23 protein-coding genes and 1 pseudogene are annotated in these 26,214 nt (G+C 67.0%); 16 read left to right on the top strand and 8 right to left on the bottom strand.

The window, feature by feature from the left end:
* Nucleotides 1-59: 59 nt before the first annotated feature.
* Both DPM12_RS20975 and fabG read right to left on the bottom strand, forming a co-directional pair.
* Nucleotides 60-932: an NmrA/HSCARG family protein gene (locus DPM12_RS20975; protein WP_112260304.1), complete on the bottom strand. Its 873-nt coding sequence runs from the start codon at nucleotides 930-932 to the stop codon at nucleotides 60-62.
* 122 nt (nucleotides 933-1,054) lie between these two features.
* A complete protein-coding gene (gene fabG, locus DPM12_RS20970; protein WP_112260303.1) occupies nucleotides 1,055-1,843 on the bottom strand; it encodes a 3-oxoacyl-ACP reductase FabG in 789 nt (262 codons plus the stop codon).
* 195 nt (nucleotides 1,844-2,038) lie between these two features.
* Here fabG and DPM12_RS20965 point away from each other — a divergent pair, with 195 nt between their 5' ends.
* The 6 genes from DPM12_RS20965 to DPM12_RS20940 all read left to right on the top strand — a co-directional run bounded on the left by DPM12_RS20965 (nucleotide 2,039) and on the right by DPM12_RS20940 (nucleotide 9,368).
* Nucleotides 2,039-3,112 carry a methyltransferase gene (locus DPM12_RS20965; RefSeq protein ID WP_112260302.1) on the top strand — a complete coding sequence of 358 codons (1,074 nt, stop codon included), beginning with the start codon at nucleotides 2,039-2,041 and terminating at the stop codon, nucleotides 3,110-3,112.
* A 9-nt stretch (nucleotides 3,113-3,121) separates the two neighbouring features.
* A complete protein-coding gene (locus DPM12_RS20960; RefSeq protein ID WP_112260301.1) occupies nucleotides 3,122-4,633 on the top strand; it encodes an FAD-dependent monooxygenase in 1,512 nt (503 codons plus the stop codon).
* 27 nt (nucleotides 4,634-4,660) lie between these two features.
* The gene (locus DPM12_RS20955; RefSeq protein ID WP_112260300.1) at nucleotides 4,661-5,623 is read left to right on the top strand and encodes an aromatase/cyclase; all 963 of its coding nucleotides are present in this window, start codon (nucleotides 4,661-4,663) and stop codon (nucleotides 5,621-5,623) included.
* Nucleotides 5,620-7,080, top strand: a complete 1,461-nt coding sequence (locus tag DPM12_RS20950; protein WP_112260299.1) for an FAD-dependent monooxygenase — start codon at nucleotides 5,620-5,622, stop codon at nucleotides 7,078-7,080. Before DPM12_RS20955 ends, DPM12_RS20950 begins: the two co-directional genes overlap by 4 nt.
* On the top strand, nucleotides 7,067-8,548 hold the full coding sequence (locus DPM12_RS20945; RefSeq protein WP_112260298.1) for an FAD-dependent monooxygenase: 1,482 nt from the start codon (nucleotides 7,067-7,069) through the stop codon (nucleotides 8,546-8,548). The genes DPM12_RS20950 and DPM12_RS20945 overlap by 14 nt, the downstream gene beginning before the upstream one ends.
* A 76-nt stretch (nucleotides 8,549-8,624) precedes the next feature.
* The gene (locus DPM12_RS20940) at nucleotides 8,625-9,368 is read left to right on the top strand and encodes an antibiotic biosynthesis monooxygenase family protein (RefSeq protein WP_112260297.1); all 744 of its coding nucleotides are present in this window, start codon (nucleotides 8,625-8,627) and stop codon (nucleotides 9,366-9,368) included.
* A 107-nt stretch (nucleotides 9,369-9,475) separates the two neighbouring features.
* On the opposite strand, the gene DPM12_RS20935 is transcribed toward DPM12_RS20940, so the two are convergent.
* Genes DPM12_RS20935 through DPM12_RS20920 form a run of 4 tightly spaced genes read right to left on the bottom strand, consistent with a single transcriptional unit; the run spans nucleotide 9,476 to nucleotide 14,576 of the window.
* Nucleotides 9,476-11,392 carry a hypothetical protein gene (locus DPM12_RS20935; RefSeq protein WP_112260296.1) on the bottom strand — a complete coding sequence of 639 codons (1,917 nt, stop codon included), beginning with the start codon at nucleotides 11,390-11,392 and terminating at the stop codon, nucleotides 9,476-9,478.
* Nucleotides 11,389-11,724 carry a 4Fe-4S dicluster domain-containing protein gene (locus DPM12_RS20930; protein WP_112260295.1) on the bottom strand — a complete coding sequence of 112 codons (336 nt, stop codon included), beginning with the start codon at nucleotides 11,722-11,724 and terminating at the stop codon, nucleotides 11,389-11,391. The genes DPM12_RS20935 and DPM12_RS20930 overlap by 4 nt, the downstream gene beginning before the upstream one ends.
* 51 nt (nucleotides 11,725-11,775) lie before the next feature.
* Nucleotides 11,776-13,275 (bottom strand): glutamine synthetase family protein, encoded by a 1,500-nt coding sequence (locus tag DPM12_RS20925; protein ID WP_342778820.1) that lies wholly within the window; start codon nucleotides 13,273-13,275, stop codon nucleotides 11,776-11,778.
* Entirely contained in the window at nucleotides 13,272-14,576 is a 1,305-nt protein-coding gene (locus DPM12_RS20920; RefSeq protein WP_112260305.1) for an amidase, read from the bottom strand. The genes DPM12_RS20925 and DPM12_RS20920 overlap by 4 nt, the downstream gene beginning before the upstream one ends.
* A gap of 359 nt (nucleotides 14,577-14,935) precedes the next feature.
* Between DPM12_RS20920 and purB the strand changes: the two genes are divergently transcribed.
* The 10 genes from purB to DPM12_RS20870 all read left to right on the top strand — a co-directional run bounded on the left by purB (nucleotide 14,936) and on the right by DPM12_RS20870 (nucleotide 23,939).
* The gene (gene purB, locus DPM12_RS20915; protein WP_112260294.1) at nucleotides 14,936-16,222 is read left to right on the top strand and encodes an adenylosuccinate lyase; all 1,287 of its coding nucleotides are present in this window, start codon (nucleotides 14,936-14,938) and stop codon (nucleotides 16,220-16,222) included.
* On the top strand, nucleotides 16,206-16,613 hold the full coding sequence (locus tag DPM12_RS20910) for a GNAT family N-acetyltransferase (RefSeq protein WP_112260293.1): 408 nt from the start codon (nucleotides 16,206-16,208) through the stop codon (nucleotides 16,611-16,613). Before purB ends, DPM12_RS20910 begins: the two co-directional genes overlap by 17 nt.
* Nucleotides 16,614-16,748: 135 nt before the next feature.
* Nucleotides 16,749-17,075: a TcmI family type II polyketide cyclase gene (locus DPM12_RS20905; RefSeq protein ID WP_112260292.1), complete on the top strand. Its 327-nt coding sequence runs from the start codon at nucleotides 16,749-16,751 to the stop codon at nucleotides 17,073-17,075.
* Entirely contained in the window at nucleotides 17,072-18,343 is a 1,272-nt protein-coding gene (locus tag DPM12_RS20900; RefSeq protein WP_112260291.1) for a beta-ketoacyl-[acyl-carrier-protein] synthase family protein, read from the top strand. Before DPM12_RS20905 ends, DPM12_RS20900 begins: the two co-directional genes overlap by 4 nt.
* A complete protein-coding gene (locus DPM12_RS20895; RefSeq protein ID WP_112260290.1) occupies nucleotides 18,340-19,596 on the top strand; it encodes a ketosynthase chain-length factor in 1,257 nt (418 codons plus the stop codon). Before DPM12_RS20900 ends, DPM12_RS20895 begins: the two co-directional genes overlap by 4 nt.
* Entirely contained in the window at nucleotides 19,583-19,873 is a 291-nt protein-coding gene (locus tag DPM12_RS20890; RefSeq protein WP_112260289.1) for an acyl carrier protein, read from the top strand. The genes DPM12_RS20895 and DPM12_RS20890 overlap by 14 nt, the downstream gene beginning before the upstream one ends.
* A gap of 72 nt (nucleotides 19,874-19,945) precedes the next feature.
* Entirely contained in the window at nucleotides 19,946-20,749 is an 804-nt protein-coding gene (locus DPM12_RS20885; RefSeq protein ID WP_112260288.1) for a gamma-glutamyl-gamma-aminobutyrate hydrolase family protein, read from the top strand.
* Between the two features lie 245 nt (nucleotides 20,750-20,994).
* Entirely contained in the window at nucleotides 20,995-21,450 is a 456-nt protein-coding gene (locus DPM12_RS20880; RefSeq protein ID WP_112260287.1) for a carboxymuconolactone decarboxylase family protein, read from the top strand.
* A 19-nt stretch (nucleotides 21,451-21,469) separates the two neighbouring features.
* A complete protein-coding gene (locus tag DPM12_RS20875; RefSeq protein ID WP_112260286.1) occupies nucleotides 21,470-22,111 on the top strand; it encodes a sulfotransferase family protein in 642 nt (213 codons plus the stop codon).
* Between the two features lie 49 nt (nucleotides 22,112-22,160).
* Nucleotides 22,161-23,939, top strand: coding sequence for an FAD-dependent monooxygenase (locus DPM12_RS20870; RefSeq protein ID WP_112260285.1), 1,779 nt, complete (start codon nucleotides 22,161-22,163; stop codon nucleotides 23,937-23,939).
* A 172-nt stretch (nucleotides 23,940-24,111) separates the two neighbouring features.
* On the opposite strand, the pseudogene DPM12_RS20865 reads toward DPM12_RS20870, so the two are convergent.
* Together DPM12_RS20865 and hemG are read right to left on the bottom strand one after the other, a co-directional pair.
* Nucleotides 24,112-24,473: pseudogene (locus tag DPM12_RS20865) on the bottom strand (mycothiol-dependent nitroreductase Rv2466c family protein); the annotation flags it as partial.
* Nucleotides 24,474-24,491: 18 nt separating this feature from the next.
* A complete protein-coding gene (gene hemG, locus DPM12_RS20860; RefSeq protein WP_112260284.1) occupies nucleotides 24,492-25,982 on the bottom strand; it encodes a protoporphyrinogen oxidase in 1,491 nt (496 codons plus the stop codon).
* Nucleotides 25,983-26,214: the final 232 nt, after the last annotated feature.

Here is a 26,214-nt window from a genome sequence, read left to right as displayed (position 1 = left end):
TCTTCGCCGAACAACTCAAACACGCCGACAACAACGCCATCGGCGCCTAACCCCACCCCTCACGGCTGGAGCACCGGGGCGCTCCAGTTGGTGCGTAGCCAGGTTTCGAGGTCGATGAGATCCGGTCTGATGCGGCGAAGGCCGGGCAGGTCGGCGCGGTAACCTGCGTGATCGAACCAGTCGAACATGCTGGCCAGGTCCTCGCGAACCGCGCGAAGCTGCTCGATGGGTTGCTGCTCGAATCGCGTCGGAATGCCAGACACGCGCTCGAACGCTGCGGCCATCTGCGGGCCAGTCAGCTCGTCGCCGGCGATCTCGACTTGCCGGTCGAGCCAGGCGGCCGGGTCGTCGAAGGCGTCTGCGGCGAACGCGCCGATGTCGGCGGTGGCGATGAGCTGGACCGGGACCTCGGGGCGCAGCCACAAGCCCAGGACGAGATGGTCCTTCTCGAGACGTGGACTGATGTCGTGGAAGCACTCGTGGAACATGGTCGGCCGCAGGATGGTCGCCGGCAGCCCCAGTGCCTGAATGTGCTGTTCGATGTTCCACTTGCTTTCGAAGTGCGGGATGCCACTGGAGCGTTCCGCGCCGCCGACCGAGCTGTAGACGAGGTGGGCGACGCCGGCCTGAGCTGCGGCGTCGCCCACGGCCTTGCCCTGTCGTTCTTCGGCTGCGACGCCGCCGGGGTTCAGGAATGTCTGGACACTGAACACGCCGTGGGCCCCGCGCATTGCCGTGTGCAACGACGCCTCGTCATCCAGGTCACCGCGCACGAGCACCGCGCCAGCGGCTGCGAGTGCCCGGGCCGCGGGTTTCTGGGGATCACGTACCAGGGCGTGCACGGTCCACCCGCGGTGCAGTAGCTCGCGTGCCACTGCACCTCCCTGCCGGCCGGTACCGCCCAGCACCAGGATCGTCCTATCTGTTGCCACCGTGTGCCTCCGTGTCTGCTGCCTGCCAAGCGCATCTATCGAATGCCGCTCGCCACGGTCCGGCGATCGGTCGTGGCGAGCGGCACGCCAGAGTTCGTCAGGATCATCCGTATCCGGCCCGCTCAGTAGTTTCCGAGGCCCCCGCAGACGTTGATCGCCTGCGCGGTCACGGGTGCGGCCGCGTCCGTGATCAGGTAACAGACGAGTCCAGCGACCTCGTCAGCAGTGGAATACCGGCCGAGCGGTATCTTCGCTTCGAAACGTTCGAGCATCGCTTCCTCGGTCGTGTCGAAGTGCGCGGCGTAGCCCTGCCTGACCCGCTGCGCCATCGGGGTTTCGACGTAGCCGGGACAGACGGCGTTGACCGTGACCCCCGTCTTCGCGAGTTCGAGTCCCAGTGCCTTGGTGAATCCGACGACGCCGTGCTTGGATGCGGAATAGGGGGCGCCGAGCACCACGCCCTGCTTGCCGGCGGTCGACGCGATGTTGATGATCCGTCCCCAGCCGCGCTCGACGAGCTGTGCCGACTGGAGCACCTCGCGCGTCATCAGGAAGACACTGTTCAGGTTGGTGTCGATGACGTCGTACCAGAGCTCGTCTTCGATGTCGGCGGTGACGCCGCCGCCGCTGCGTCCAGCGTTGTTCACCAGGACGTCGATGTGCCCGTACCGCTCCACTGCGGCACCCACGAGGTACCTGACATCCTGCGGCTTCCGGACGTCGGCGGCCACGCCGTCGGCGTCGTAACCGTTCGATCGGAGCTTGTCGGCCGTCTTCCGGACGGCTTCGGGGTCGCGCGCGCAGATGAAGACCGCGTGGCCACGAGATGCGAGGGCCTCGGCAACCGAAAGGCCGATTCCACTCGTTCCCCCGGTGATGAGTGCGACTTGTTGCTGTTCGTCGTCCGCCATTCCGCCTGCTCCTTCGTAGAAATGGTGTCACAAAAGTCTGGCAGGGATTCCAATAATCTCGGTCGAGAGCGGGTGAAACCAGATCGGTTCGACTGCGCAGATTCTGCAGTTGAACGTGTTCAGCGATGAGTTGGGAACGGAAAACTCGCCGAATTATGGTCTGGAATCCAGAGTCCACGAATTCGGGAGGTTGCCATGCCGGAAACGCTGGCCGTGCGGGACCAGTCTGCTGCTTACTCGTTGCTTAACCTGATTCAAGGCTCGGTGATTACCCAGGCAATCTCAGTCGCGGCCAGGCTCGGTATAGCAGACGTTCTCCGTGACGGGCCGCTCCCCGCTGAGGACATCGCCAAGCGTGTCGGAGCGGACCCAGAGGCGACGTATCGGCTGCTGCGTACGCTGTCCGGCTATTCGGTGTTCGCGGTTCAATCCGACGGCCGGTTCGGGCTCACGCCGATGGCCGACGCGCTCCGTGACGACGCGCCGGACTCGATGCGCGGTATCGCGACGCTGATGAGCCACCCCCTGCTCTGGGAAGACTGGGGGAACCTGCTCGAGTCCGTGCGCAGCGGCGAGGCGAACATGCCACGGCTGCGCGGGATGGGTGCCTACGAGTTCCTCACGGCGAATCCCGAGTACGCAGCCGAATTCTTCCAGGGGATGCGCAGCATGTCGGAACCGGAAACCGACCCGGTGCTCGCGGCGTACGACTTCTCCCAGTTCCGCACGATCGTGGATGTCGTCGGCGGGCGGGGCGGCCTGCTGGCGGGGATCTTGAAGCAGGCGAGCAGCGCACGCGGCATCCTGTACGACTCCGAAGCCGCGACCGCCGACGCGCCGGCGGTGTTCGACGCGGCGGGTGTCGGGGAGCGGGTGACGATCGAGAACGGCTCCTTCTTCGACAAGCTGCCGGCCGGCGCGGATGCCTACGTGCTCAAGCACATCCTGCACGACTTCACCGAGCCCGACTGCCTGACGGTCTTGCGGAACGTCCGGGAAGCGATCGCGCCTGACGGCACGATGCTCGTGATCGAGTACGTACTCGACGGAAACAACGAGCACCACATCGGGAACATCATCGACCTGTGGCTGCTCCTGCTCCTTGGTGCCAAGGAACGCACGCTGCCCCAATACTCCGAACTGTTCGCGAAGGCCGGTCTGCACGTCGTCAGAGCAGTCCCCACCGCGTCGCCGGTCTCGATCATCGAGGCGGTGCCCGATTCGAGCCCGGCGTCCGAGACCGGTCCCGGAACCCCCACTGGAAGCTGAGGACAGGACATGGACACGGATGTCATCGTTGTCGGCGCCGGGCCGACGGGATTGATGCTCGCGGGCGAGCTCCGTCTCGGCGGCGCGGACGTCACCGTCGTCGAGCGGCGGACGGAGCGAAGCTGGGAGTCGCGCGGAATCGGATTCACCGCGCGTGCAGCCGAGGTGTTCCACGGGCGTGGGCTTCTCGATCGGCTGGAGAACGCCGAGATCACCAGGCAGGGACACTTCGGCGGCATACCGATCGACTATGGAGTGCTGGAAGGCTCGCACTTCGGCGTGCGCGGCGTGCCGCAGTACAAGATCGAGGAGATGCTCGAAAACTGGGCACGGGAACTCGGCGTGTCGATGCGCCGCGGGTTCGAGGTCACCGGCGTGCGCGACACGGGCGACGGTGTCACGGCGATCGTGCAGGGGCCCGATGGCCGTGGCGAGTACTCGGCCCGCTACCTCGTGGGTTGTGACGGCGGTTCGAGCACCGTCCGGAAACATGCGAACTTCGACTTCCCGGGTTCCGACGCGACGCGCGAGATGTATCTGGCCGACGTGGCCGGTTGCGACATCCACCCGCGAATGATCGGCGAGCTCGTTCCGAACGGAATGGTCATGGCGGCGCCGCTGGAAGAGGGCTACGTCCGCATCATCGTCTGCGAGAACGGCACGCCGCCAGCCAAGGATCGGGAGGTGACCTTCGCCGACGTGGCGGACGCGTGGCAGCGGCTGACGGGCGAGTCGATCCACGACGGGCAGGCGCGGTGGGTGAGCAGCTTCACCGACGCCACGCGTCAGGTCACCGAGTACCGGCGTGGCCGCGTGCTCGTGGCGGGAGATGCCGCACACATCCACCTCCCGGCCGGGGGCCAGGGGCTGAGCATCGGAGTGCAGGACGCCGTCAACCTCGGCTGGAAACTGGCCGCGACGGTCACCGGCTGGGCCCCTGACGGCCTCCTCGATACGTACCACAACGAACGTCACCCCGTGGGAGCGCGGGTGCTGCGCAACACGCGTGCCCAGGGGACGCTCAATCTCAGCGGCAAATCCGTGGAGCCGCTGCGGGCCGTCATGTCGGAGCTCATCGCGATCCCGGATGTGGCGCGGCATCTGTCCGGCATGGTGAGTGGGCTCGACATCCGCTACGACATGGGCGAGCACGGGCATCCGCTCGTGGGTGCGCGGATGGCCGACCGCGAGCTGGAGCGTGCCGATGGCAGCACCGAGCAGCTCGCGCGGCTGCTGCATCCGGCGCGGGGCGTCCTGATCACCGCCGACGACTCGGAGGAGATGAGCCGGTGCGCTGCCGGGTGGTCCGACCGCGTGGACCTGATCCGGGTGGCGAGCGTGCCGCCGGGGCCCGGAGAGGACCGGATCGTCACGGAATCGGTGCTGATCCGCCCCGACGGCTATGTCGCCTGGGCCGCGCCGGGTGGGGGAACGCTCGCCAGTGCGCTGCGGCGCTGGTTCGGCGTGGCCCGGCAGGCTCGGGACGTCCAGGATTCTCACCCGCTCGTGTCCGCCCCTTAGACGCCGGCTACCCGAAGGAGAGGAATCGTGACTACGAGCGCCCTGCGCGAAACGGAACACAAGATCGACATCGCTGCTCCCGCGGATCGGGTATTCGCGCTGATCGCGGACGTCGGCCAATGGCCAGTGATCTTTCCCCCGACCGTGCACGCCGAGAGCGTCGAGAAGGAGGGAAACTCGGAACGGATCCGGCTCTGGGCGACCGCGAACGGCACTGCCAAGACCTGGACGTCCCGGCGTGAGCACGACCCGGATCGGATGAGCGTGTCATTCCGCCAGGAACAGCCCCAGCATCCGGTCGGCGGCATGGGCGGGACATGGGTGGTGGAGCCCGTTTCCGAATCCGAATGCCACGTCCGCTTGCTGCACGACTTCTACGCGGCGAGCGACGACCCCGCCGATCTCGACTGGATCAGCCAGGCGGTCGACCGCAACAGCATGTCGGAACTCGACGCGCTCAAGACGAGCGCGGAGCTGGCCGGCTCCGATCAGCTCGTCACGTTCGACGACACCGTGGCGATCGACGGCAGTGCCGAGGACGTCTACGACTTTCTCAACGAGGCCCAGCTGTGGTCGCAGCGGCTGCCGCACGTCGCCAGGGTGTCGCTGGAGGAGGAGACACCCGGGCTGCAGATACTGGAGATGGACACCAGCACGAAAGACGGATCCACCCACACCACGCGGTCCGTGCGGGTGTGCCGCCCGCACACCAGCATCGTGTACAAGCAGATCGTCCTGCCCGCGCTGCTGGCGTTGCACACCGGGCGCTGGTTGATCGAAGACCGGGACGATGGGGCAGGGGTGTCCGTGACGTCGCGGCACACGGTGCGGATCAACCCGGAACGCATCGCCGACGTGCTCGGTGCCGGCGCGGACGTGCACACCGCGCAGGAGACCGTCCGTCAGGCCTTGAGCGGCAACAGCCTGACCACCTTGCGCGCCGCGAAGGCTTTCGCCGAGGGCGCCGGCGACGGGCGTGCGGCGTCGTGACGGGATCCTGGGCGGCCGCACAGGTCGTCATCGTCGGTGCCGGTCCTGTGGGGCTCATGCTGGCCGGAGAGCTCGGCCGGGCCGATGTGCCGGTCATCGTGGTGGAACGCCTGGACAGCCCGATGACGGAGTCGCGGGCGAGCCAGCTCACCACGCTGACTGCCGAGCTCTTGCACGAGCGCGGGTGCGAGGCGTTGCTCGGCGAGGCCGTACACGAGCCACGAGCCCATTTCGGCGGGCTGGGGTTCGATCTGTCCGGGCTGGACAGCGAATACGCCGGCAACTGGAAGGTGCCTCAGTACCGGACCGAGGCCGTCTTGGCCGAGCGTGCCGAAGGGCTGGGCGTGACCGTGCTCCGGGCGCACGAGCTGACCGAGATCACCGAGCTGCCGGACCACGTCGTCTGCGGGGTCCGGGGACCTGACGGCGACGCGCGGATCCGCGCGCGGTACGTGGTCGGCTGTGACGGTGCCTGGAGCACGGTCCGCCGGTTGTGCGGGTTTCCCGTGTCCGCCAGGGCGGCGACGAAGGAACTGCTGCGGGCCGACGTGACGGGCATCCGGGTCCGCGATCGCAGGTTCGAACGCCTCGACGGGGGATTCGCGACGGCGGCTACCCGCGATGGGGTCACCAGGGTGATGGTGCACGTGGCCGGGCAGGGAGTGGCCGAACGCACGGGTCCGCCGGAGTTCGGCGAGGTCGCACGTGCCTGGCAGAAGGTGACCGGCGAGGACATCTCCGGTGGAACCGCCGTCTGGGTGGATTCCTTCGACAATTCCAGGGGCCAGGCCGACGCCTACCGGCGGGGCCGTGTCCTGCTGGCCGGCGACGCCGCCCATTGGCACATGCCGATCGGTGGCCAATCGCTGAACGTAGGACTCCAGGACGCGGTCAACCTGGGCTGGAAGCTCGCCGGGACGGTGCGCGGCTGGGCAGCGCCCGGGGTGCTGGACAGTTACCACGACGAGCGGCATCCGGTGGCGGCGCGGGTGCTCAACCATGTCGCGGCTCAAGAGGTCATGCTGCTCGGTGGCGCCGAGATCGAGCCGCTGCGAGACGTGTTCTCCGAGCTGACCGGCCTGAGCGAGGTCCGTGCTCACGTGGCCAGGGTCGCCGCCAACCTCGACGACCGGTACGGCCCGCCGGAGTCACCGCTGATCGGGCGGCGAGTCGCGAAGCTGGGGCTGCGGACGGAAGCGGGGCCGCTGCGGGTGGCGGGCTCCGCGCCAGTCATGCCCGTCCTGGTGCGGCTCGCACCCGCGTCCGATGACCCCGGTCGATTCACCATCCCGACGATTCACGCCATCGACGAGAAGGGTTCTCTCCCGGGGATCACCGCCATCCTCCTGCGCCCCGACGGCTACGTCGCCTGGGCCGGTGACAGCGAGGAGGGCGTGCACCGGGCGATCGGGAAGCTGCTGCGTGCGGAAGGTAGGGAAGAGAATGCTGAACTTTGACGCGGACGTCATCGTTGTGGGGGCGGGCCCCACCGGTCTCATGCTCGCCGGCGAACTGCGCCTGGCCGGAGTCGAGACCGTCGTCCTGGATCGGCTGGCCGAGCCGATGAAGCAGTCGCGTGCCCTGGGTTTCTCGGCGCGCGCCATCGAGGAGTTTGACCAGCGGGGGTTGCTGCCGCGGTTCGGTGAGGTGCAGACCATCCCGTTCGGCCATTTCGGCGGACTGCCCATCGACTACCGGGTGCTCGAGGGCGGCTCGTACGGTGCGCGGGGAAAACCGCAGTCGCTCACCGAGAGCATCCTGGCCGCGTGGGCGACCGAACTGGGCGCCGTGGTGCACCGGAATCATGAGGTCACCGGGCTGAGCGCCGGTGCGGACGGCGTCGAGCTGGACGTGGCCACCCCGGAGGGCGCCAAGCGCCTGCGCGCCCGCTACGTCGCCGGCTGTGACGGTGCCCGCAGCAGCGTCCGCAAGTTGGCCGGCATCGATTTCCCCGGCACGGACCCGACCATCGAGATGTGGTTCGCCGACGTGGCCGGCTGCGATCTGCAGCTGCGTTTTGCCGGTGAGCGTGTGCCCGGCGGCATGGTCATGGTGCTGCCGCTGGGACCAGAGGTCCAGCGGGTCATCCTGTACGAGCGTGGCACGACCCGGCCGGGCGGCGACGCGCCCAGCTTCAGTGACGTCGCCGCGGCGTGGAACCGGTTGACTGGCGAGGACATCAGCGGTGGGAAACCGCTGTGGACGAGCTACACCACGGATACGAGCCGGCAGGCGGCGGAGTACCGCCGGGGACGCGTCTTTCTGCTCGGTGACGCCGCGCACATCCACCTGCCGATCGGCGCCCAGGGCATGAGCGCGGGCATCGGCGACGCGATGAACCTGGGGTGGAAGCTCGGCGCCGAGATCAATGGCTACGCACCGGCAGACCTGCTGGACACGTACCACAGCGAGCGCCACCCCGTGGGAGCCCGTGTCCTGACCAACACCCTCGCCCAGCGCCTCCTGTACCTCGGCGGGGAAGAGATGGATCCCATGCGCGAGGTCCTGGCCGAGCTACTGGCTTACGAGGAGGCCCAGCGGCTGCTGGTCGGCATGGTCACCGGCCTGGATATTCGCTACGACGTGGGCGACGGCGATCACCCGCTGCTCGGCAAGCGCCTGCCCGATGTCGAGCTGGTGGGTGACTTCGGGGCAGCCGGCACGGCGAACGCGTTCCAGTTCCTGCACGCCGGGCGCGGCATGGTCCTCGACCTGGCGGACAACGAGAAGCTGCGCAAGGTTGCCAGTCCGTGGACGGACCGGGTGGACGTCATCACGACGAGTTCGCGTCCGGCCGGCGTTCTGGAGGACGTCGATGCCGCGCTGGTGCGACCGGACGGCTACATCGCGTGGATCGGCACCGGCGGGTCCGAGGGGACCGGCTTGCCGGAGGCCCTCGCCCGCTGGTTCGGCGCGGCGGCGTGATTCACCGGGGTGGCGGGCCGGTTATCCCGCCTGTTCGGTATTAGGGCCATGATCATCACGAGGATGCGAGGTGCGCATGCCATTCATCAATCCCGAAGACGGGTACCTGACGGTCATCAACCTGTTCAAGACGGACACCGCGGATCGAGTGGACCGGCTGATCGGCGAGATGCGCGCGATCGTCGATACGGCGGCGTTCCCCGGCTGGATCTCCAGCACGGTGCACCGGGGTCAGGAGAAGTTGGGAACTGCGAACTTCATCCAGTGGCGCGGCAAGGAAGACCTGGAATCCCGCTATGCCGGTGACGAGTTCAAACACCGCACGGTTCCACTATTCAGGGAGATCACGACCCTCGTCCGGCTGATGCAGACGGAGGTGGAGCTGAGCCACCGCCACCCCTCGTTGGGCGATGTCACCGAGATCTCACCCGAGCGCGACGACTACACGGTGATCGAGATCCTCGGAGTGGATCCTGCCGACCAGAATGACCTGATCGCCACGCTGGGAGAGGCCCATGCCTGGCTGGCGGACACGCCGGGCTACCGTTCGCAGAGCGTGCTGCGGGGCATCCGATCCCGCGGTCCACAGGATGACGGCGATGGCTTGACCGCGATTGGCCGGGAGCACGACTTCGTCGTGGTTTACTCCCAGTGGGATGACAAACAGTCCTACGACGCGTTCCGGGCACGTGCCGCGGACGAACAGTCCACGGCACGGCGGAGAAACGAGGAGAAGCGGAACTCGCTGACGACGGACGTCGACTGGAACTCCTACCGAGTCGTGCACACGCGATCCGCGCCCCAACCCACCTCGGCCTGACCGGCCCGAATGATCATGTTTGGTACGTTCTCTCGGGCCGTAACACGTCTGTAGACGTGGTACGGCCCGAGAAAACCTATGATGGCGCGGCAGCGCGGACGCTCTCGCTACTCGGCGATCGTCTCCCAGTACCACTGGGGGTCGAACTTCGTGATCTCGATGTCCGAGCCGTCGGCGACCAGCCCGGCGGCGAGTGTCGTGGCCTTCGCGATGAACCCCGACGTGCGGTGCGCGGCCAGCAGATCTTGCTCGTCGAATGGCACACCTTCGCAGCGCAGCAGCCGCAGATCGGCGAACCCGTCGAACGTCCGGTCCAGCACCTGCACGGCCTGCGGGCTGCGGATGCTGAAGCGTACCTTGGCGGCGACGTGGCCGCGATGGTGCTGGTCGGAGTAGTACGCGATATCCGGAATGGTCGGCGGCACGAAGTAGTCACGCGCTGCAATCTCGGGAACTTGCGGGAGGTTCCCGACCAGGAAATGCCACGAGTTGTACTGCATCCGCGCGGCGATGGACCAGGTGATGTCGGCCAGGTGCGCGGATGAATCGTCGAAGTGCCTTCGGGCTTGCGGGGCGGGCACGACACAGCAGAAGAAGTGCGGGATGTCCCAGCCGGCGATCTTTGCCCATTCCTCTGCGCGTAGTGCCTCGATCAGCGCGGTCAGCGACCGCATGCCGCGGCTCATCGCGAAGTCGACTTCGAACGCCGTCGTCGCCGCGCACACGGTCTCGTATACCAGGGCCTCCAGGCCCGTCCCGAACTCGCCACGCGGCTCGGCCAGCCAGCCGGGTGTTGCTTCGAGGCTGGTGCCCAGCTCGTCGAGCGTGTCGCCGGAGACCGGTAGCCGGTCGCGCACGTACTCGCAAAGTCTTGCTTCCAGCCGTCTCGCATCGTCCGCGGCTTCACCGGCGATCCGTTCGATCTTGTGCATGAGCGGGCCGTGTATCTCCCGGTAGAGCTGGACCCTGCCGGAAATCTCCTGGCGTCGCCGGGCGATTGCCTGTGCGAGCTCATCGAGCTCCGCCACGCGGGTCGTGGTGGCGGGCGGCACCTGCTGCCCGCCAGGGACGTTGTTGTAGGCCACGCGGGTCCGTTCGAGAAGGTGGGCCACGTGGTCGATCGTGAGCTGTGTTCCGTTGGCTTCCTCGATCCGGGCGTAGCCCGCCGACCGCACCAGCAGGGTGAGGCAGACCACCATCAGCACGTCGTTGTCCGACCACAGCTCAAGCGGCACGGCCGCCAGGCTGCTCAGCGTGCAGTCCGGGTGACCTTGCCACAGGGTCTTGCCGGTGAGCGTGTTCCGATCGCGGAAGTTGGTGTATTGCCGGTCGCCAGAGTAGAGCACGAACGGTGCCGTGCGGCTGGCCGCCTCCAGCAAGTTCGCCAGCATGTCCTGGCGGCCTTCCTGCCCGGCCGCCGCGAGCCATTCGCGGCAGTCCGCGACCGACTCGCGTAACCGCGCGGTGGCCCGGGCGAGTTCTGCCTGGTAATCCGACAGGTCCTGGGCGGACCACGGTACTCGCAGTACCCCGCCGACGAGATCCTCCTCGCCGGATAGCGGGCCCTTCGACGGGACGCGGACGACGACCCGGCCGCTCGTGTTCAGCCCGATCTCGCCGAAGAACGCCACCGCGTCGTCGGTATCGTCGTCCGTGTCGGCGGTGTCGGCGGTGTTGTCGGCTGAAACGGCAGTGTGGCCATCGCCCCGCCACGAGACGCCGAACAGGACGTTCAGCGCGCACTCGTCCACGATGGGCAGGGCCCGTAGCTGGATGTCCGCGGGAACGTGTCCGGCCAGCGTGAGCAGCGTGTCCACGGCCGCGGGCAGGTCCGGGGCGGCGGCTGCCTGCTGCCAGGTCCGTTCGAGCAGGCCCGGGAACCCGGCGTTGTCGGCTAGCACGTAGTCCGGTTCACCCGCCGTCCCGGCTCGGTGGCCGAGCCGGGACGGTCGGCGGCTCTGCCGCGCCTTCGCCAGCGCGGCCTTTCGGGAGAGTCCGGTATCCCGCTCGGTAGGCAGAGTCATTCCGCTCCTTTGAGTATCGGGTCGATGTGGTTCCACATCTGGTCTCCGGTCGGTGTCCATTCCTCGTCCACGTAGATGCAGTCGACCGGGCAGACCATCACGCACACCGGGCAGCCGGAGCACAGTTCGGGGATGATGACGACGTCGAGTCCCCGATCGAATATTGCTCCGAACTCGGGTGGGCAATTACGCACGCACGCGTCACACGCGATGCATTCTGACGTCTCGATGCGACGTGGTGGCTTCTTCCAGTTCTCGTTGCGGGTTCGCTGTGCGATCCGCTCGGCGCGTTCGGCGCTGGCTTCGGGAGGAGTGTCTTTCGCCCATGGCATGTCGTGATCTCACCTCGGCTTCCGGTGTTCCTCGGATTCCTGTGGCAGCGTTCAGAAGACGCCGAAATACTCGTTGTGCTCCCATTCGGTCACGTCATCTGCCGGAGGGCGCTGGGCCGCACACCATTCCTCGAAGCGCGACAGTTCACTTTCTTTCAGCTTCGTCAGGCATGTCTTGAGCGGCGTTCCGAGCAGTTCTTCGACGCGGCTGCTCGTGCGGAACGCGTCCAGCGCTTCGCGCAATGACGTGGGTAGCGCGGGATATGTGCTCCGGTTCGCCGGGGTACCTGAGGTCATCTCTTCCAGGCCCGCGTGGAGCTGGGAGGCGATGGCGAGATAGGGGTTCGCGCACGGTTCCCCGATCCGGTTCTCGACGTGCGTGGAGCTGCCGCCGCTGAGCACCCGGACCATGGCGCTGCGATCCTCGAAGCGCCAGTTGTTCGACGTGGGAGACAACGTGAATTGCGGGGCCAGCCGCCGGTAGCCGGTCACGGTCGGAAGGGACAGCAGGCAGAGTTCCCGTGCGTGAGACAGCAGGCCCTCGACGTAGGCTTGCCCCTCGGGAGAGATTCCGTCCTGCGCGTCGCCGCTTGTCGCGAAGACGTTGAGGTTGGTCTTCGTGCTCGTGACGGACTGGTGCAGGTGCCAGCCGCTGGAGTCGAAGCTCTCCAGGCGGGGCAGCGTCATGAAGGAGGCGTGGAAGCCACGGCGCCTGCAAGCCTGCTTGATCTGGGTGCGGAACAGCAGCATCGCGTCCGCCGCATCCAGGGCCAGCATCGGATCGAACGTCGTTTCGAGCTGTCCGGGACCGGACTCGTGTTCCATCGAACGCAGCGGCAGGCCGAGGGACATGAGCATCGCGGCCAGCGGATCCGCCACTTCGGCCACGGAGTCGTAGTAGCTGTCGAGGTTGAACTGGTAACCGGGATTCATGGCCTCCACTGCCGGTGCTTGCCCTTGCAGGCCGAAACCGTTTCCCGCGTTGCCCGGCGGTCCTCCGGTCAGCCGGGTGAGGTACCACTCGACCTCCAGTCCGATGACCGGGGCCAGGTCGTGCTTGGCGTATTCGGCGCAGACCCGGCGCAGGACGTCGCGGGACGCGAGCGGGTGCGGCGAGCCGTCGCGCTGGAATTCGTTGCCGAGCACCCAGGCGGTTCTCGGCTCGGTCCGGGGCAGTATCTGAAATGTGCGGGGATCCGGGACGAGCACGAAGTCGCCCGCGCCGTGCAGTTCGTCGACGCCCACGCCGGGGTCGGCGAGGAAGTCGACGGCGACGGCATGGCCGGTGTCGAAGAGGAAGGGCCCGGCGCTGAAGTCCACACCGTTGCGCAGTGCGGTGCGGAAGACGTTCGCGGGAACCGTCTTCGACCGGGCCAGCCCGTGCGGGTCGCAGAACACGATCCGGACGAGATCGACCTCGTCCAGCTGCATGTCGACCTGCTCGGCCGCGGCAGCCTGCCGGTCGTCCCAGAGTGCGAACTCGGCGACGAACGAGGGACGCCCGACGCCACTCTCACCGTGCACGGACCATGGCCTGGAAATCATGATCATTCCCCTTTCGTTTGCTGGCCGGGCGGAACCATCGCGAGGCCGAGTTCGGTCTCGATGAGGCTGGCGGTGGCGAGCACCAGGCCGTCGTCGCCGGCCCGGCCGACGAGCTGCAGCCCCGCCGGAAGCCCGCGGGACGTGACGCCGACGGGCAGGGACAGGGCCGGCTGTCCGGTGATGTTGAACGGATAGGTGGCGGGCGACCACGCGAGCCACAGCAAGTCATCGGGGTTGGCCGCCCAGGACGGGGCGATCGCGTCGACGGCGAACGGCTCGGTGGGAACGGTGGCCATGGCGAGCAGGTCGTAGTGCTCCATGACCGATCCCAGCCTCGACCTCAGGGCGAGCCGCGTCTCCTCGGCGTGCATGATCGCCGCGCCGCTCACGGAGCGCCCGTGACGCACGAGCGCGAGCCGGCCCTCGTCGCACAACGGCTCGTCTTCCGGCGCCGTGCCGCTTGCCTCGACGGCAGCGAGAATGTCCACCACGGCGGCGTACGGGTCGGGGAAGGGGACGTCGACGCGATCGACGCGGTGTCCCTGCCCGGTCAGGACGGGTAGGGCGCTCTCGGTGATCTCGCGGACCTCGCCGGACGTCTGCGGGAACTCGATCCAGCCGATTCGCAGCGTGGCGGGCCGCGTTGCCGGCACGGGTGGAGCGGTGACCGAGTCTGGGTCCCGGTGGTCGGGGCCGGCTAGTACCGATGTGACCGTGGCGGCGTCGACCACGCTGCGCGCGAGTGGCCCGACGTGCGCCAGCCGCTCGGCGCAGGGAGGTACGTAGGGAATGCGGCCGAAGGATGGTTTGAACCCGACGACGCCGCAGAATGCTGCGGGTATACGCACTGACCCCGCTCCGTCGGTACCCAGTGATGCCGTGCACAGACCCGCCGACACCGCGGCGGCGGACCCGCCGCTCGACCCCCCGGCGGTCCTGTCGCGCGCCCAGGGATTGCGGGTAGGTCCGGCTACCTTGCTGACCGTGCTCGCGCTCCAGCCGTGCTCCGACGTCGCGGTCTTTCCCACGACGATCGCGCCTGCCGCCCGGAGGCGGGCCACGGCGGGCGCGTCCGCAGCGGTGCGGCGGTTCGGCAACAGTGATCCTCTCCTGGTGGGAAGGTCCCGCGTTTGGAGGAGATCCTTCACCGCGACCGGGATCCCGAGCAGCGGCCGGCTGCGGAACGCGGCGTGACCGCGGCTCGCGATCAACCTGTCGGCGGCTTCCGCCTCCTGCAGCGCGTGAGCGTCAGCGAGCGCGACGAACGCTCCGAGTTCCGCATTTGTTTCGCGGATGGCAGCCAGCACTGTCTGCACGTGCTCGGTGACGGTGGAATGACTCTCCAGAAACAACTGCTGTGTTTCACGAATGCCGCGGCAGATCGACTGCCCGTTTCTCGTGGCGGTGGATAATGGCACAGAATCACTACATGACGTCTCTGGAAGTGGGCGCAAGCTGCGGATGCCGGGCAATAAGCGCCGAGAGAGCAATCTCGGAGAAAAATTCCACGGAATCGGCAGGAAGCTGGCGTTCGACTGCAGAAAAATCAGCAGTCGAACGACGGCACGCACGAATAAATACGGGGAGCGTGGGTGACATTCTGCCGTACATCGCCGCGCACGGATTATCCTGCCGCTGGCGGTAATCCTTCGGAAGGGATGCGGTGATGATATCCCGTTACTCGTTGCCCGAGATGGCAGAGCTCTGGTCTGATCAGGAACGCTATGCCACCTGGACCAAGGTGGAAGTCCTCGCATCCGAGGCGCAGGCACTGCTCGGCCGGATTCCCGAGTCCGCTCTGGTGGACATCCGGCGTGCCCAGGTGCCGTCCCCGGCTCGGGTGGCAGAGCTCGATCGCGAGCGCGACCACGAGATCCTTTCGTTCCTCGCCGCCTTGTGCGAGGGCATCCCCGACGACTCCGCGCGATGGGTGCACCTCGGCATGACGAGCTATGACCTCGTGGACACGGCGCTAGGATTCAGCCTCGCCCGCGCCTGTGATCTTGTGCTCCAGGCGGCAGTACGGCTTCGGGGCGTGCTGGCGGATCGGGCGGTCGAGCACTGGAATACCGTGTGCATCGGGCGTACGCACGGGATGCACGCGGAGCCGACGACGTTCGGTCACAAGCTGGCGGGGTTCGCCTTCGCGATCGATCGTTCCGTCCGGCGGCTGGAGGCGGCGCGCGCGGAGGTCGCGGTGGGCACGATTTCCGGCTCCGTCGGGACCTACTCGTTGATCGACCCGTTCGTCGAAGAGTACGTGTGTGCGGAACTCGGTCTCGGCGTGGAGCCGGTGCCGAGCCAGGTCGTGGCCCGCGACCGGCACGCCGAGCTCCTGCACGCGGTGGCAACGCTCGGCGCGTGCATCGAGCAGATCGCCACGGAGGTGCGACTGCTGTCGCGCAGTGAAGTCCGCGAGGTCGAGGAGAGCCGGACGGCCGGCTACCAGGGGTCGAGCGCGATGCCGCACAAGCGCAACCCGACCGGCAGCGAGCGCCTGTCGGGGCTGTCCCGGCTACTGCGCGGCTACGCCGGGACGATGCTGGAGAACGTGGCGCTCTGGCACGAGCGGGACCTGTCGCACTCGTCCGTCGAGCGGGTTGTCGTGCCGGATGCGATGATCGTCGCGCACTACCAGGCGACGGCAGCGGCGGACCTGGTGGCGGGGCTCGACGTGTTCCCCGACCGGATGCGCGCCGCCATCGACCAGACCAATGGCCTCGTGTACAGCTCGGCGGTGCTGGCCGATCTGCTGGCGGGCGGCACCGAGCGGGAACGGGCCTACCGTGCGGTCCAGGCCGCGGCCAATCGTGCCATCGCTTCCGGCGAGGATTTCGGTACGTTGCTCCGGACCGAGGGAATCGATGCCGGCCAGCTACGACCGGAGCGTTTCCTGGTCCACCATGACGCGATCTTCAAACGATTGGAAGCTCTCCGTGAAATGGAACATTAGGCGCGAGCACGGTGTCGATCTGGACGTGAAGGAGGTCGTGGAGGTTTACCGTTCGTCCGGGCTTGGGGAACGCCGGCCGGCAGCGGATTTCGATCGCATGGGGGCGATGGTGCGCAACGCCAATCTGGTCATCACCTGTCGTATCGACGGTGAACTCGTGGGCATCGCGCGAAGCATCTCGGATTTCGCTTACGTGACGTATCTGTCCGATATCGCCGTCAGCCGGGCACACCAGCGATCTGGTATCGGGCGAGCGCTCATCGACGCGACCCGGAAAGAGGCGCCGCAAGCCAAGATCGTGCTGCTGTCGGCGCCCGACGCGGCGGACTACTACCCGCACCTCGGCTTCACCCGGCACGATTCCGCCTGGGTGCTGAGCCAGATCGAGTAGGCGATCCCAGCTGAATGTCCGCGTTCGACGTCGGCAACAGTTTGGAGGCCTTGATCTTTGAAAGTCGAGATTGGAGGCTCATCACCTGTACATTCACGGCATTGCGGCCATGACGTTATCGAGGCGGCGGTAAAAATGCGTAGTAATTTGATCGTGGCCCGGATGGATCCTGATTCGAGCGCTGAGGTAGCTCGGCTCTTCAGCGAATTCGACAAGACTGACATGCCACATCGCATGGGAACGCGGAGGCGTCAGTTGTTCTCATTCCACGGTCTGTACTTCCACCTTCAAGACTTCGACACCGAAGACGGGGCAGAGCGGATAGAGGAGGCGAAGAACGATCCACGTTTCGTGCAGATAAGCGAGGATCTCAAGCCATTCATCCACGCTTACGATCCGGAGACCTGGCGATCGCCCGTGGATGCCATGGCCACGAGGTTCTACTGCTGGGAGTCGGAATGAGCGGGCGCCGGGTCGTCGTCACCGGAATCGGGGTGCTCGCGCCGGGCGGAATCGGGGTCAAGAGTTTCTGGAGCCTGCTCTGCGAAGGCCGGACGTCAACGCGGGGGATCACCTTCTTCGACCCGTCCGCGTTTCGTTCCAGGGTGGCGGCCGAAGCGGATTTCGATCCCTGGCAGCACGGCCTCGGACCGCAGGAGATACGGCGTATGGACCGGGCGGCGCAGTTCGCGGTTGTCACGACGAGGGAGGCGATGGCGGACAGCGGCCTGGACATGAGTGATACCGAACCGCATCGCATCGGGGTGGCCGTCGGCAGCGCCGTGGGTGCCACTATGGGGCTGGATCAGGAGTATCGAGTGGTCAGCGATGGTGGCCGGCTTGACCTCGTGGACCACGAATACGCCGTCCCGCACCTGTACAACTACTTCGTGCCGAGTTCTTTCGCGGCCGAGACGGCCTGGTCGGCCGGTGCCGAAGGTCCGGCCACCGTGGTCTCCACCGGCTGTACCTCGGGGTTGGACTCGGTCGGTTACGCTGCCGGCCTGATCCGCGATGGCGCGGCCGATGTGATGATCGCCGGTGCCACGGACGCGCCGATATCGCCGATCACCGTGGCGTGCTTCGACGCGATCAAGGCGACGACACCACGTAACGACGATCCCGAGCACGCCTCCCGGCCCTTCGACCGCACCCGTGACGGATTCGTGCTGGGCGAGGGGGCTGCGATGTTCATCCTGGAGGAACTGGGGGCTGCACGCCGCCGCGGCGCACATCTGTACGCCGAGATCGCCGGATATTCCTCCCGGTGCAACGCGTACCACATGACCGGTTTGCGCGCTGATGGCCGGGAGATGGCCGAGGCCATCCGCTCGGCGCTGAGCGAGGCGAAGATGGGCCCGGAGGACGTCAACTACGTCAACGCGCACGGCTCGGGAACCAAGCAGAATGACCGGCACGAGACCGCCGCGTTCAAGCGCAGTCTCGGCGAACACGCCCGCCGTACGCCCGTGAGCTCGATCAAGTCGATGGTCGGCCATTCGCTCGGCGCCATCGGCTCGATAGAAATCGCAGCTTCGATCCTGGCCATGGAACACGACGTGGTGCCCCCTACGGCGAATCTGCACGTGCCCGATCCCGAGTGCGACCTGGACTACGTGCCGTTGACCGCTCGCGACTGGCGCACCGACACCGTCTTGACGGTGGGCAGCGGCTTCGGCGGGTTCCAGAGTGCGATGGTCCTGGCCAGTCCCGAGAGGAATCTGGCATGACCTCGCGGGCTGTGGTCACGGGAATCGGCGTTGTCGCTCCCAACGGGATTGGCGTCGACGACTACTGGAGCGCCACATGTGGCGGTCAGAGTGGGGTCCGCCGGATCACGCGGTTCGATCCGCGGCCATATCCGGCGAAACTCGCCGGCGAGGTGCCGGGATTCAGTGCCGAGGAGCATCTCCCGAGCAGGCTCATACCGCAGACCGATCGGATGACCCAGCTTGCCCTCGTGGGTGCGGATCACGCGCTCGCCGATGCGGGGGTGCATGCTGACGACGTGCCCGAGTTCGGGATGGGTGTGGTGACTGCCAGCTCGTGTGGCGGCTTCGAGTTCGGCCAGCGAGAGCTCCAGAACCTGTGGAGCATGGGCGGCCAATACGTCAGCGCGTACCAGTCTTTTGCCTGGTTCTACGCGGTCAATACCGGCCAGATCTCCATCCGGCACGGAATGCGCGGTCCGAGCGGTGTGCTGGTCAGCGATCAGGCAGGTGGGCTGGATGCCGTGGCGCACGCGTGCCGCCTGGTCCGCAACGGCAGCGATCTGATCGTGTCCGGTGGTGTCGACGCGTCACTCTGCTCGTGGGGGTGGGTCGCCCAGCTCGCCAGCGGACGGCTGAGTGTCAGCGAGCAGCCGGAACGGGCCTACCTCCCGTTCGACGCCGGCGCGGCAGGACACGTGCCGGGTGAGGGCGGCGCCATTCTCATCGTCGAGGATCCCGACGCCGCGCGCGGGCGCGGCGCGAGTGACGTCTATGGCGAGGTCTGTGGTTACGGGGCCACGTTCGACCCGAAGCCGGGGAGCGCCAGAAACCCGGCGCTGCGGAAGGCGATCGAGATCGCGCTGGATGATGCGGGCCTGACACCGGGAGAGGTCGATGTCGTCTTCGCCGACGCGGCCGCCATCCCGGAACTCGATCGTGTCGAGGCAACGGCGATCACCGAGGTGTTCGGGGCCCGCGCGGTGCCGGTCACCGCGCCCAAGACCATGACGGGCCGGCTCGCCTCGGGTGGCGCTCCGCTGGATGTGGCCGCTGCCTTCCTGTCCATGCGGTCGGGGGTGATTCCCCCCACCACGAACGTCACTCTCTCGCCCGAGTACGACATCGACCTGGTGGCCCCGGGGGCGCGCCGCGCGTCCGTGGCCACTGCTGTCGTGCTGGCGCGCGGATTCGGCGGCTTCAATTCCGCCATCGTGTTGCGATCCGTCGACTGGAACGAAACCAAGGAAAGGAGCCTCAATGGCGCCCGGTGAATTCACCATCGATGATCTCAGGAACATCTTGCACGAAGCCGCGGGCGAGAACGACGCCGCAGATGTCGACGTCGGAACCATGGACACCGAGTTCGTGCAGCTCGGCTACGAGTCGCTGGCGCTGCTCGAAACCAATGTCCGGATCGAGCGGAAGTTCGGGATCAAGCTGGATGACTCGACGGTGTTCGACTCGACCACGCCTCGTGCCTTGATCGAGGCCGTCAACGCACGACTCATCGAAGACGCACGAGACGGCGGGTCCGCACCGTCGGCGTGATCGGAGGAACCCGGCGCGAAGGTGGCTGGAGGCGGCGTGGCCGTCTGATTCACAGGGAAACCGAGGGTGGTCATGAACTCCGCATCGAACGGTTCGGTACGTGCACGTCCGTCCGGCGGGCAGCCGGTGATCGGGATCTGCGCCCGGACGGCGCCGGTGACGCTGCAGGGCGGCGACATCACGGTCAGCCTCGCATTGCAGTCGCATGTCGACTTCCTGGCCTCCGCAGGCTGCATGCCGGTGCTGCTTCCGTTGCTGCCCGGCGTCGAGCGCGTCGTGGGTCAGCTGGACGGTTTGCTGGTACCGGGAGGTCCAGACGTGGATCCCGCACTGTACGGAAGCGCCGAGCACCCGGAGACCCGGCGCGGCAGCCCGGTCGTGGACGCCATCGAGCTGGAACTGATCAGGGGTGCGCTCGGCTCTGGACTGCCCGTGCTTGCCATTTGCCGGGGCATGCAACTTCTCAACGTGTGCTACGGAGGCACGCTGCATCAGCATCTGCCCGAGGTCACCGGTGACGACGCCCACTGCCCGAATACGGAGGGGTTCTCGTTCGGCAGGCACCGGCTGGACCTGACAGCGGGTAGCCGGATCGCCGCGATCTTTGGCGACGACACCCCCGAGGCGTACTGCCATCACCACCAGGCGATCGATCAGGTGGGCACGGGCCTCACCGTCACCGCCTGGGCGCCGGACGGGATCATCGAGGTGGTGGAAGTGATCGATCACCCATTTGCGATCGGCGTGCAGTGGGAAGCCGGGCAGACTGCGGACGAGCGGCTCCACGTGGCGCTCGCCGAAGCGGTCCGGCGCGTTTCGGCCGAACCGTCACCGGCCGCCGACGGGCCGGCCTTCTCGTCAGAAGCGAATTCGTGAAGCCCTGAGATCTGCGCTGTCTTTATCGTCGCGTCGTCGTCTCATCGTAGAAGTGTGCCGATATCCGACGGTCCCGTTCACGGCTGACGAATTCCATGTCCTGAAATCCCGGAAACTTGTGAACAGGTACGTGGGAAAAGCAGGATTTTCCCATTGGAGTTCGTGCCTTTCCCGTCACGTGTCCTTCGCTGTGATGTGCCATGACAGCGAAGGAGCAGTCCCAATTCACGGGAGGAAACCAACCGATGTCGCCACGGATGACCAACCCGTCCCTTGTCGTTCCTGATGCCTTGCAGCCGTTGCTCGATCTTTCCAAAGTCATCAACAACGCTGGCGTGCCGCAGCAGACGCTCGATTTCGTCCGCCTGCGTGTGAGCCAGATCAATGGCCGTGCCATTCGTATCCCCGTGAACGCGCGTGAGCCCGGGAAGGACGGGGAGACGGAGGATCGCCTGGCGATGGTGGCCGACTGGCGGGATGCGTCGTGTTTCGACGACGCCGAGCGTGCCGCGCTGGCGCTGGCCGAGGCGGTGACCTGCCTCAGTGACCGGGAGGACCCGGTGCCGGACGAGGTGTGGGATGAGGCGGCCAGACATTACGCCGATGTGGAACTCGCTGCGTTGGTCATGCAGATAGGTCTGGTCAATCTCTGGAACCGCGTCAATGTCGCGAACAAGGAGGAGCCCGCCGAGTGGAGTTGAGAAAAGAAAGGACACCGCATTGTTGAAGCTCATCAATGCCGGCCTGGGCAGGACAGGCACGACGTCGCTGAAGGTGGCGTTGGAGAAGCTCGGTTACGGACCCTGCTATCACATGTTCGACGTCGTCAACGACGAGAAGCGTCTCGGGCAGTGGGAGAGGATCGTCTGCGACGGCCAGCGCCCCGACTGGGATGCCGTATTCGAGGGCTATACGTCGGCTGTGGATGGCCCGTGCGCCATCTACTACAAGCAGCTCATGGAGGCATATCCCGAGGCCAAGGTCATGCTCACGGTCCGCGATGCCGACCTCTGGTATCGAAGCACCTACGACACGCTGTACCAGTTCGCCCTGCATGGCGGGGGAGACCCTTCGGACACGGATTCCATGAGCTCCCGGGTTCACCGTCTGACCAGCGCTATGACGTGGAACGGCCTTTTCGGCGGACGGTTCGCTGACAAAGATTATGCGATCGAGGTCTTTCGTAACCACAATCAGGAGGTCGTCAGTACGGTCGGCCTGGACAACCTTCTGGTATTCGACGTGGCGGAGGGGTGGGAACCGCTCTGCGCCTTCCTGGGAGTTGACGTGCCACCGGAGGATTTCCCACACGTCAACGACACCGCGTCCATGCGCGAGAGGCTCCAGCAGCACCAGTCATAGTCATCGCCCTGGGCTATCTGCCCGTACGCGACCAACCTGAGGGATGAACATGGGAGCAATCGAGGTACCGGTACTGATCGTGGGCGGCGGCGGGTGCGGCCTGTCCGCCTCCGTCTTCCTGTCCGATCACGGTGTCGGGCACGTGCTGGTGGAGCGGCACGCCGACACGTCGATACTGCCGAAGGCGCACTATCTCAACCAGCGCACGATGGAGATCTTCCGCCAGCACGGGCTCGACGACGAAGTCGCCGAACAGGGGGCGCCGGTGGAGAAGTTCGGCAAGGTGCGCTGGCAGACGACGCTTGCCGGAAACGGACCGCTGGATGCCCGGGTGATCCACGAGATGGACGCCTTCGGCGGTGGTGAGCTGCGCGAGAGATACGCGGAAGCAGGGCCCGTCCTGCCTGTGAAGCTGCCGCAGGTCCGGCTGGAACCGATCCTGCGTCGGCATGCCGAACGGCGTAACCCCGGGCGTATCCTGTTCGGTCACGAGCTGGCCGACTTCTCGCACGATGGCGATCGCATCGTCGCCACGGTCCGTGACGTGGAAACCGGGGAGATTACCACGGTCGCGGCGCAGTACATGGTCGCAGCCGACGGCGGGCGCACGGTCGGCGCCGCCCTCGGCGTCGAGATGCAGGGCCCGCCTGGCTTGGCCAACGTCACGACGGTGTACTTCTCCGCCGATCTGTCGGCGTGGTGGCGGGAGGGCACGCTCATCACGCACTTTCTCGATCCACATCATCCGGACCGGTCCAGCAACCTGATCGAGATGGGACCGACCTGGGGCACCGGCTGCGAGGAATGGGGTCTGCATTTCTCTCCGAACGACCCAACTCCCTTCGACGAGGAGACGGTCGTCCCCAGAATTCGTGAGGTTCTCGGCCTGCCCGATCTGGACGTGACCCTCCTCCACGTGACGCACTGGACCGTGGAGGCGCTGCTTGCCGACCGTTACCGGGATGGTCGAGTGCTGCTCGCCGGCGATGCCGCGCACCGCCAACCGCCCGCTGTCGGCCTGGGGTTGAACACCGGGATCCAGGACGCGCACAACCTTGCGTGGAAGCTGGCCGCGGTGCTCACCGGCCGCGCCCACGACAGCCTGCTCGACACCTACGAGGCGGAGCGGTGGCCTGTCGGCAGGCACAACATCGACTGGGCGATGTCCGCGGCGGCGCACCATCAGGCCATCCTCGATGTCATCGGTGTGGGCGAGCGTACTCCGCCGCAGCGCCGGGTCCCGATGATTTCGACGTACTTTGACCCGTCCCCGCTCGGCGCGGTCGCGCGGGCCCGGGCGGCGGAGGTTTTCGACACCCACCGTGCCGCCTGTCAGGCGCACGACGTGGAGATGGGCTTTGCTTACGAGGAAGGGGCGATCGCCCCGGACGGCAGCCAGCCGCCCGCCCGGGTGCCGATGCGTGATGTGTACCAGCCCACGACCCGTCCCGGGCACCTGCTGCCGCACGCGTGGCTTGAACGCGAGGGCCGGTGCCTGTCGACCCACGATCTGACCGGTCCCGCGACCGGCTTCGCACTGCTCACGGGACCGGACGGATTGGCGTGGCGCGAGGCGGCCGCGCAGGTGGCCGAGAAATTCTCCATCTCGATCTCCGCCGCCGCCATCGGACGGGACGCGGAATTCTCCGACGTCGACGGCCGGTGGGAGGCCGTCCGGGAGATATCTGACGAGGGCGCCGTACTGGTGCGCCCGGACAACCACGTGGCTTGGCGCAGCATGAGCGGCAGTGAGAGCCCGGTGGATGTCCTGGCAAACGCGGTCTCCCGCATTCTGGATCACCCATCCGGCTCTCCTGTGGTGCCGTAGGGAGAACCTGCTGGCTGCGACCGGGTGTGCGGGCTGGCTGCTGCCGGGCGCGCGCCCGGTTGCTGCCGGGTGTGCGGGCTGGCTGCTGCCAGGCGTGCGCTCGGTTGCTGCCGGGTGTGCGGGCTGGCTGCTGCCAGGCGTGCGCGCTCGGTTGCCGGTGCGGCCCGGCAAGTCAGTGAACGATCGGCGCCCGGTCTCTGGTGCGCTTGAGCTCGTAGAACCCGTCCGTTCCAGCGACGAGCAGCACGCCGTCCCAGAGCTTCGCCGCCGCCTCACCACTGGGTATCGGTGTCACCACGGGCCCGAAGAACGCGGTCCCGTCCACGGAGATCACCGGAGTGCCGACGTCGTCGCCGACCCGATCCATGCCGCTGCGGTGCGACTCGCGCACCGCAGCGTCGCATTCGGTGGAGTCCATCATGGCGACCAGGCCGCGATCCGGGCCCGCACGGGAGCCCAGGCGTGGTCCATCATCTCGCCATACCTCGGCGGCAGGTCGTCGCGTCCCTCGTTGAGGACGGCGAGGCTCATGACGTGCCGCACGTGTGGATTTCAGCCCTGTCCCTGTGCAGCGGCAGGTGGAGCGGCGGCGGATGTGTCGCTGTTCAGCCAGCCGAGTACCTGGTCAACTGCTTGACGTGCGGTGGCCATGCACTGGCCGACTCCCACGCCGTCATACACGGCACCGCAGGCTGCGAGCCCGGGCTGGGCTGCGATCGAGGCACGGACGCGCTCCACGCGGTCCAGGTGACCCACGGTGTACTGCGGCAGCGCGTCGTGCCATCGGGACACCCGGGTCGCGACCGGATGACCGGCCACGCCGGTGGCCTCGGCCAGCTCGGACGCCGCCTGCGCGGCGAGATCGGCGTCGTCGCGCCGCAGCAGCTCCTCTTCGCCGGTCCGCCCGACCGTGCACCGCACGATCTCCACGTCACCTGCCAGGTGGGGCCACTTCACGGTCGAGAACGTGACCTCTTTGACCATCCGCCCGTCCACCGCCGGCACCCGGTAGCCGCTGAGCCGCCGCTCGGCGAACCCGCTGGGAAATGCCTGAGGAGGGTAGGCGAGCGTGATGGTCGCCATGCTGGCGTAGGGGATCTCGGCGAGCGCGGCAGCGGCCGGCGTGGTTTCGGGCACGCCAGCCAGCAGCCTGCTGGCTGGGCCGGCCGGAACGGCGACGATGACGGCGTCCGCATCGATGTATTCCGAATCGGCGGCAGACCCCACGGTCAGCCGCCACCCGTGTTCGGTCCGCGAGAGTTCGGTGACCGTGGCACCGGTCCGCATGGTTGCTTCGGGTGAGGCGGCGAGCGCGGCGTCGACGAGCGTCTGCGGCAGCGTGCCGAGCCCTCCGGCGATGGTCGCGATGCCCGACGGTTGCTCGTCGCTCGTAGTGCTGGGCTGTGGGATCAGCGAGCCCGCGGCCTCGGCAAGCGACGCGTGCTTGTGGGATACAGCGGCCAACGGAGTCAGCGTGGCGTCGAATGACAGCTCGTCAGCGCGGCCGGAGAACACGCTGTTGAGAAACGGGTCGACGAGGCGGTCCACCACCTCCTGGCCGAGCCGCCCTGCGACGTAGCTCGCTACGGATGCGTCCCCGTTCCGGTCGGTGGAAGGTAACGTGAGATCCTCGCGTGCCCGGGCGACCCCCTCGCCGGACAGCACGCCGGACCTGGCGAGCGCATCCATGTCAGAGGGCACTCCCATGAACTGGCCGTCGGGTAGTGGCCGAATATCGTCCCTGGTCCAGACCGCCATCGACGTGGTGCCCACCGACGTGAGTGCATCACCGAGCCCGGCTGCCGTGATCAGCCTGGTGGTCTTCGGACGCCAGCGGTACAGGGCCTCTGCACCCTCGTCGATGGGAACGCCCGCCACCTCCGACACGGACAGCTTCCCGCCGAATCTGGACGCACCCTCGAGGACCGTTAGCCGCACCGGCTGGTCGCGCAGGAGGAACGCCGCTGCCAGCCCTGCGATGCCGCCCCCGACAATGACCACGTGTGGCGTTCCGTTCGCCTGATCTTGCCTGTTGTCCACCATTCCGCCGCTCCTTCGTGAATGCGTGTTTTGGGGCAGCCTCGCAGGAATTCCCATATTCTCGGTCGAGCCTGGATGGACCAGTGCCTGAGGCCGGCGGAGCGGGCCACTGAGAATGTCAGTCGAGGGCCTGGGGTGCAAGATCGGAAAGGACTTCGGCGCGTTCGTCATGTGCGACTTGGGTGAGGGGTCGTCACAACTGGCGCTCTACGAATGGAACGCGGCAGCGCAGGAT

It is taken from the genome of Phytoactinopolyspora halophila, from assembly GCF_003287285.1.
Lineage (GTDB): Bacteria > Actinomycetota > Actinomycetes > Jiangellales > Jiangellaceae > Phytoactinopolyspora_A > Phytoactinopolyspora_A halophila.
The sequence above is the reverse complement of the archived record's forward strand: the minus strand, read 5'-3'. Positions and strand labels throughout refer to the sequence as shown.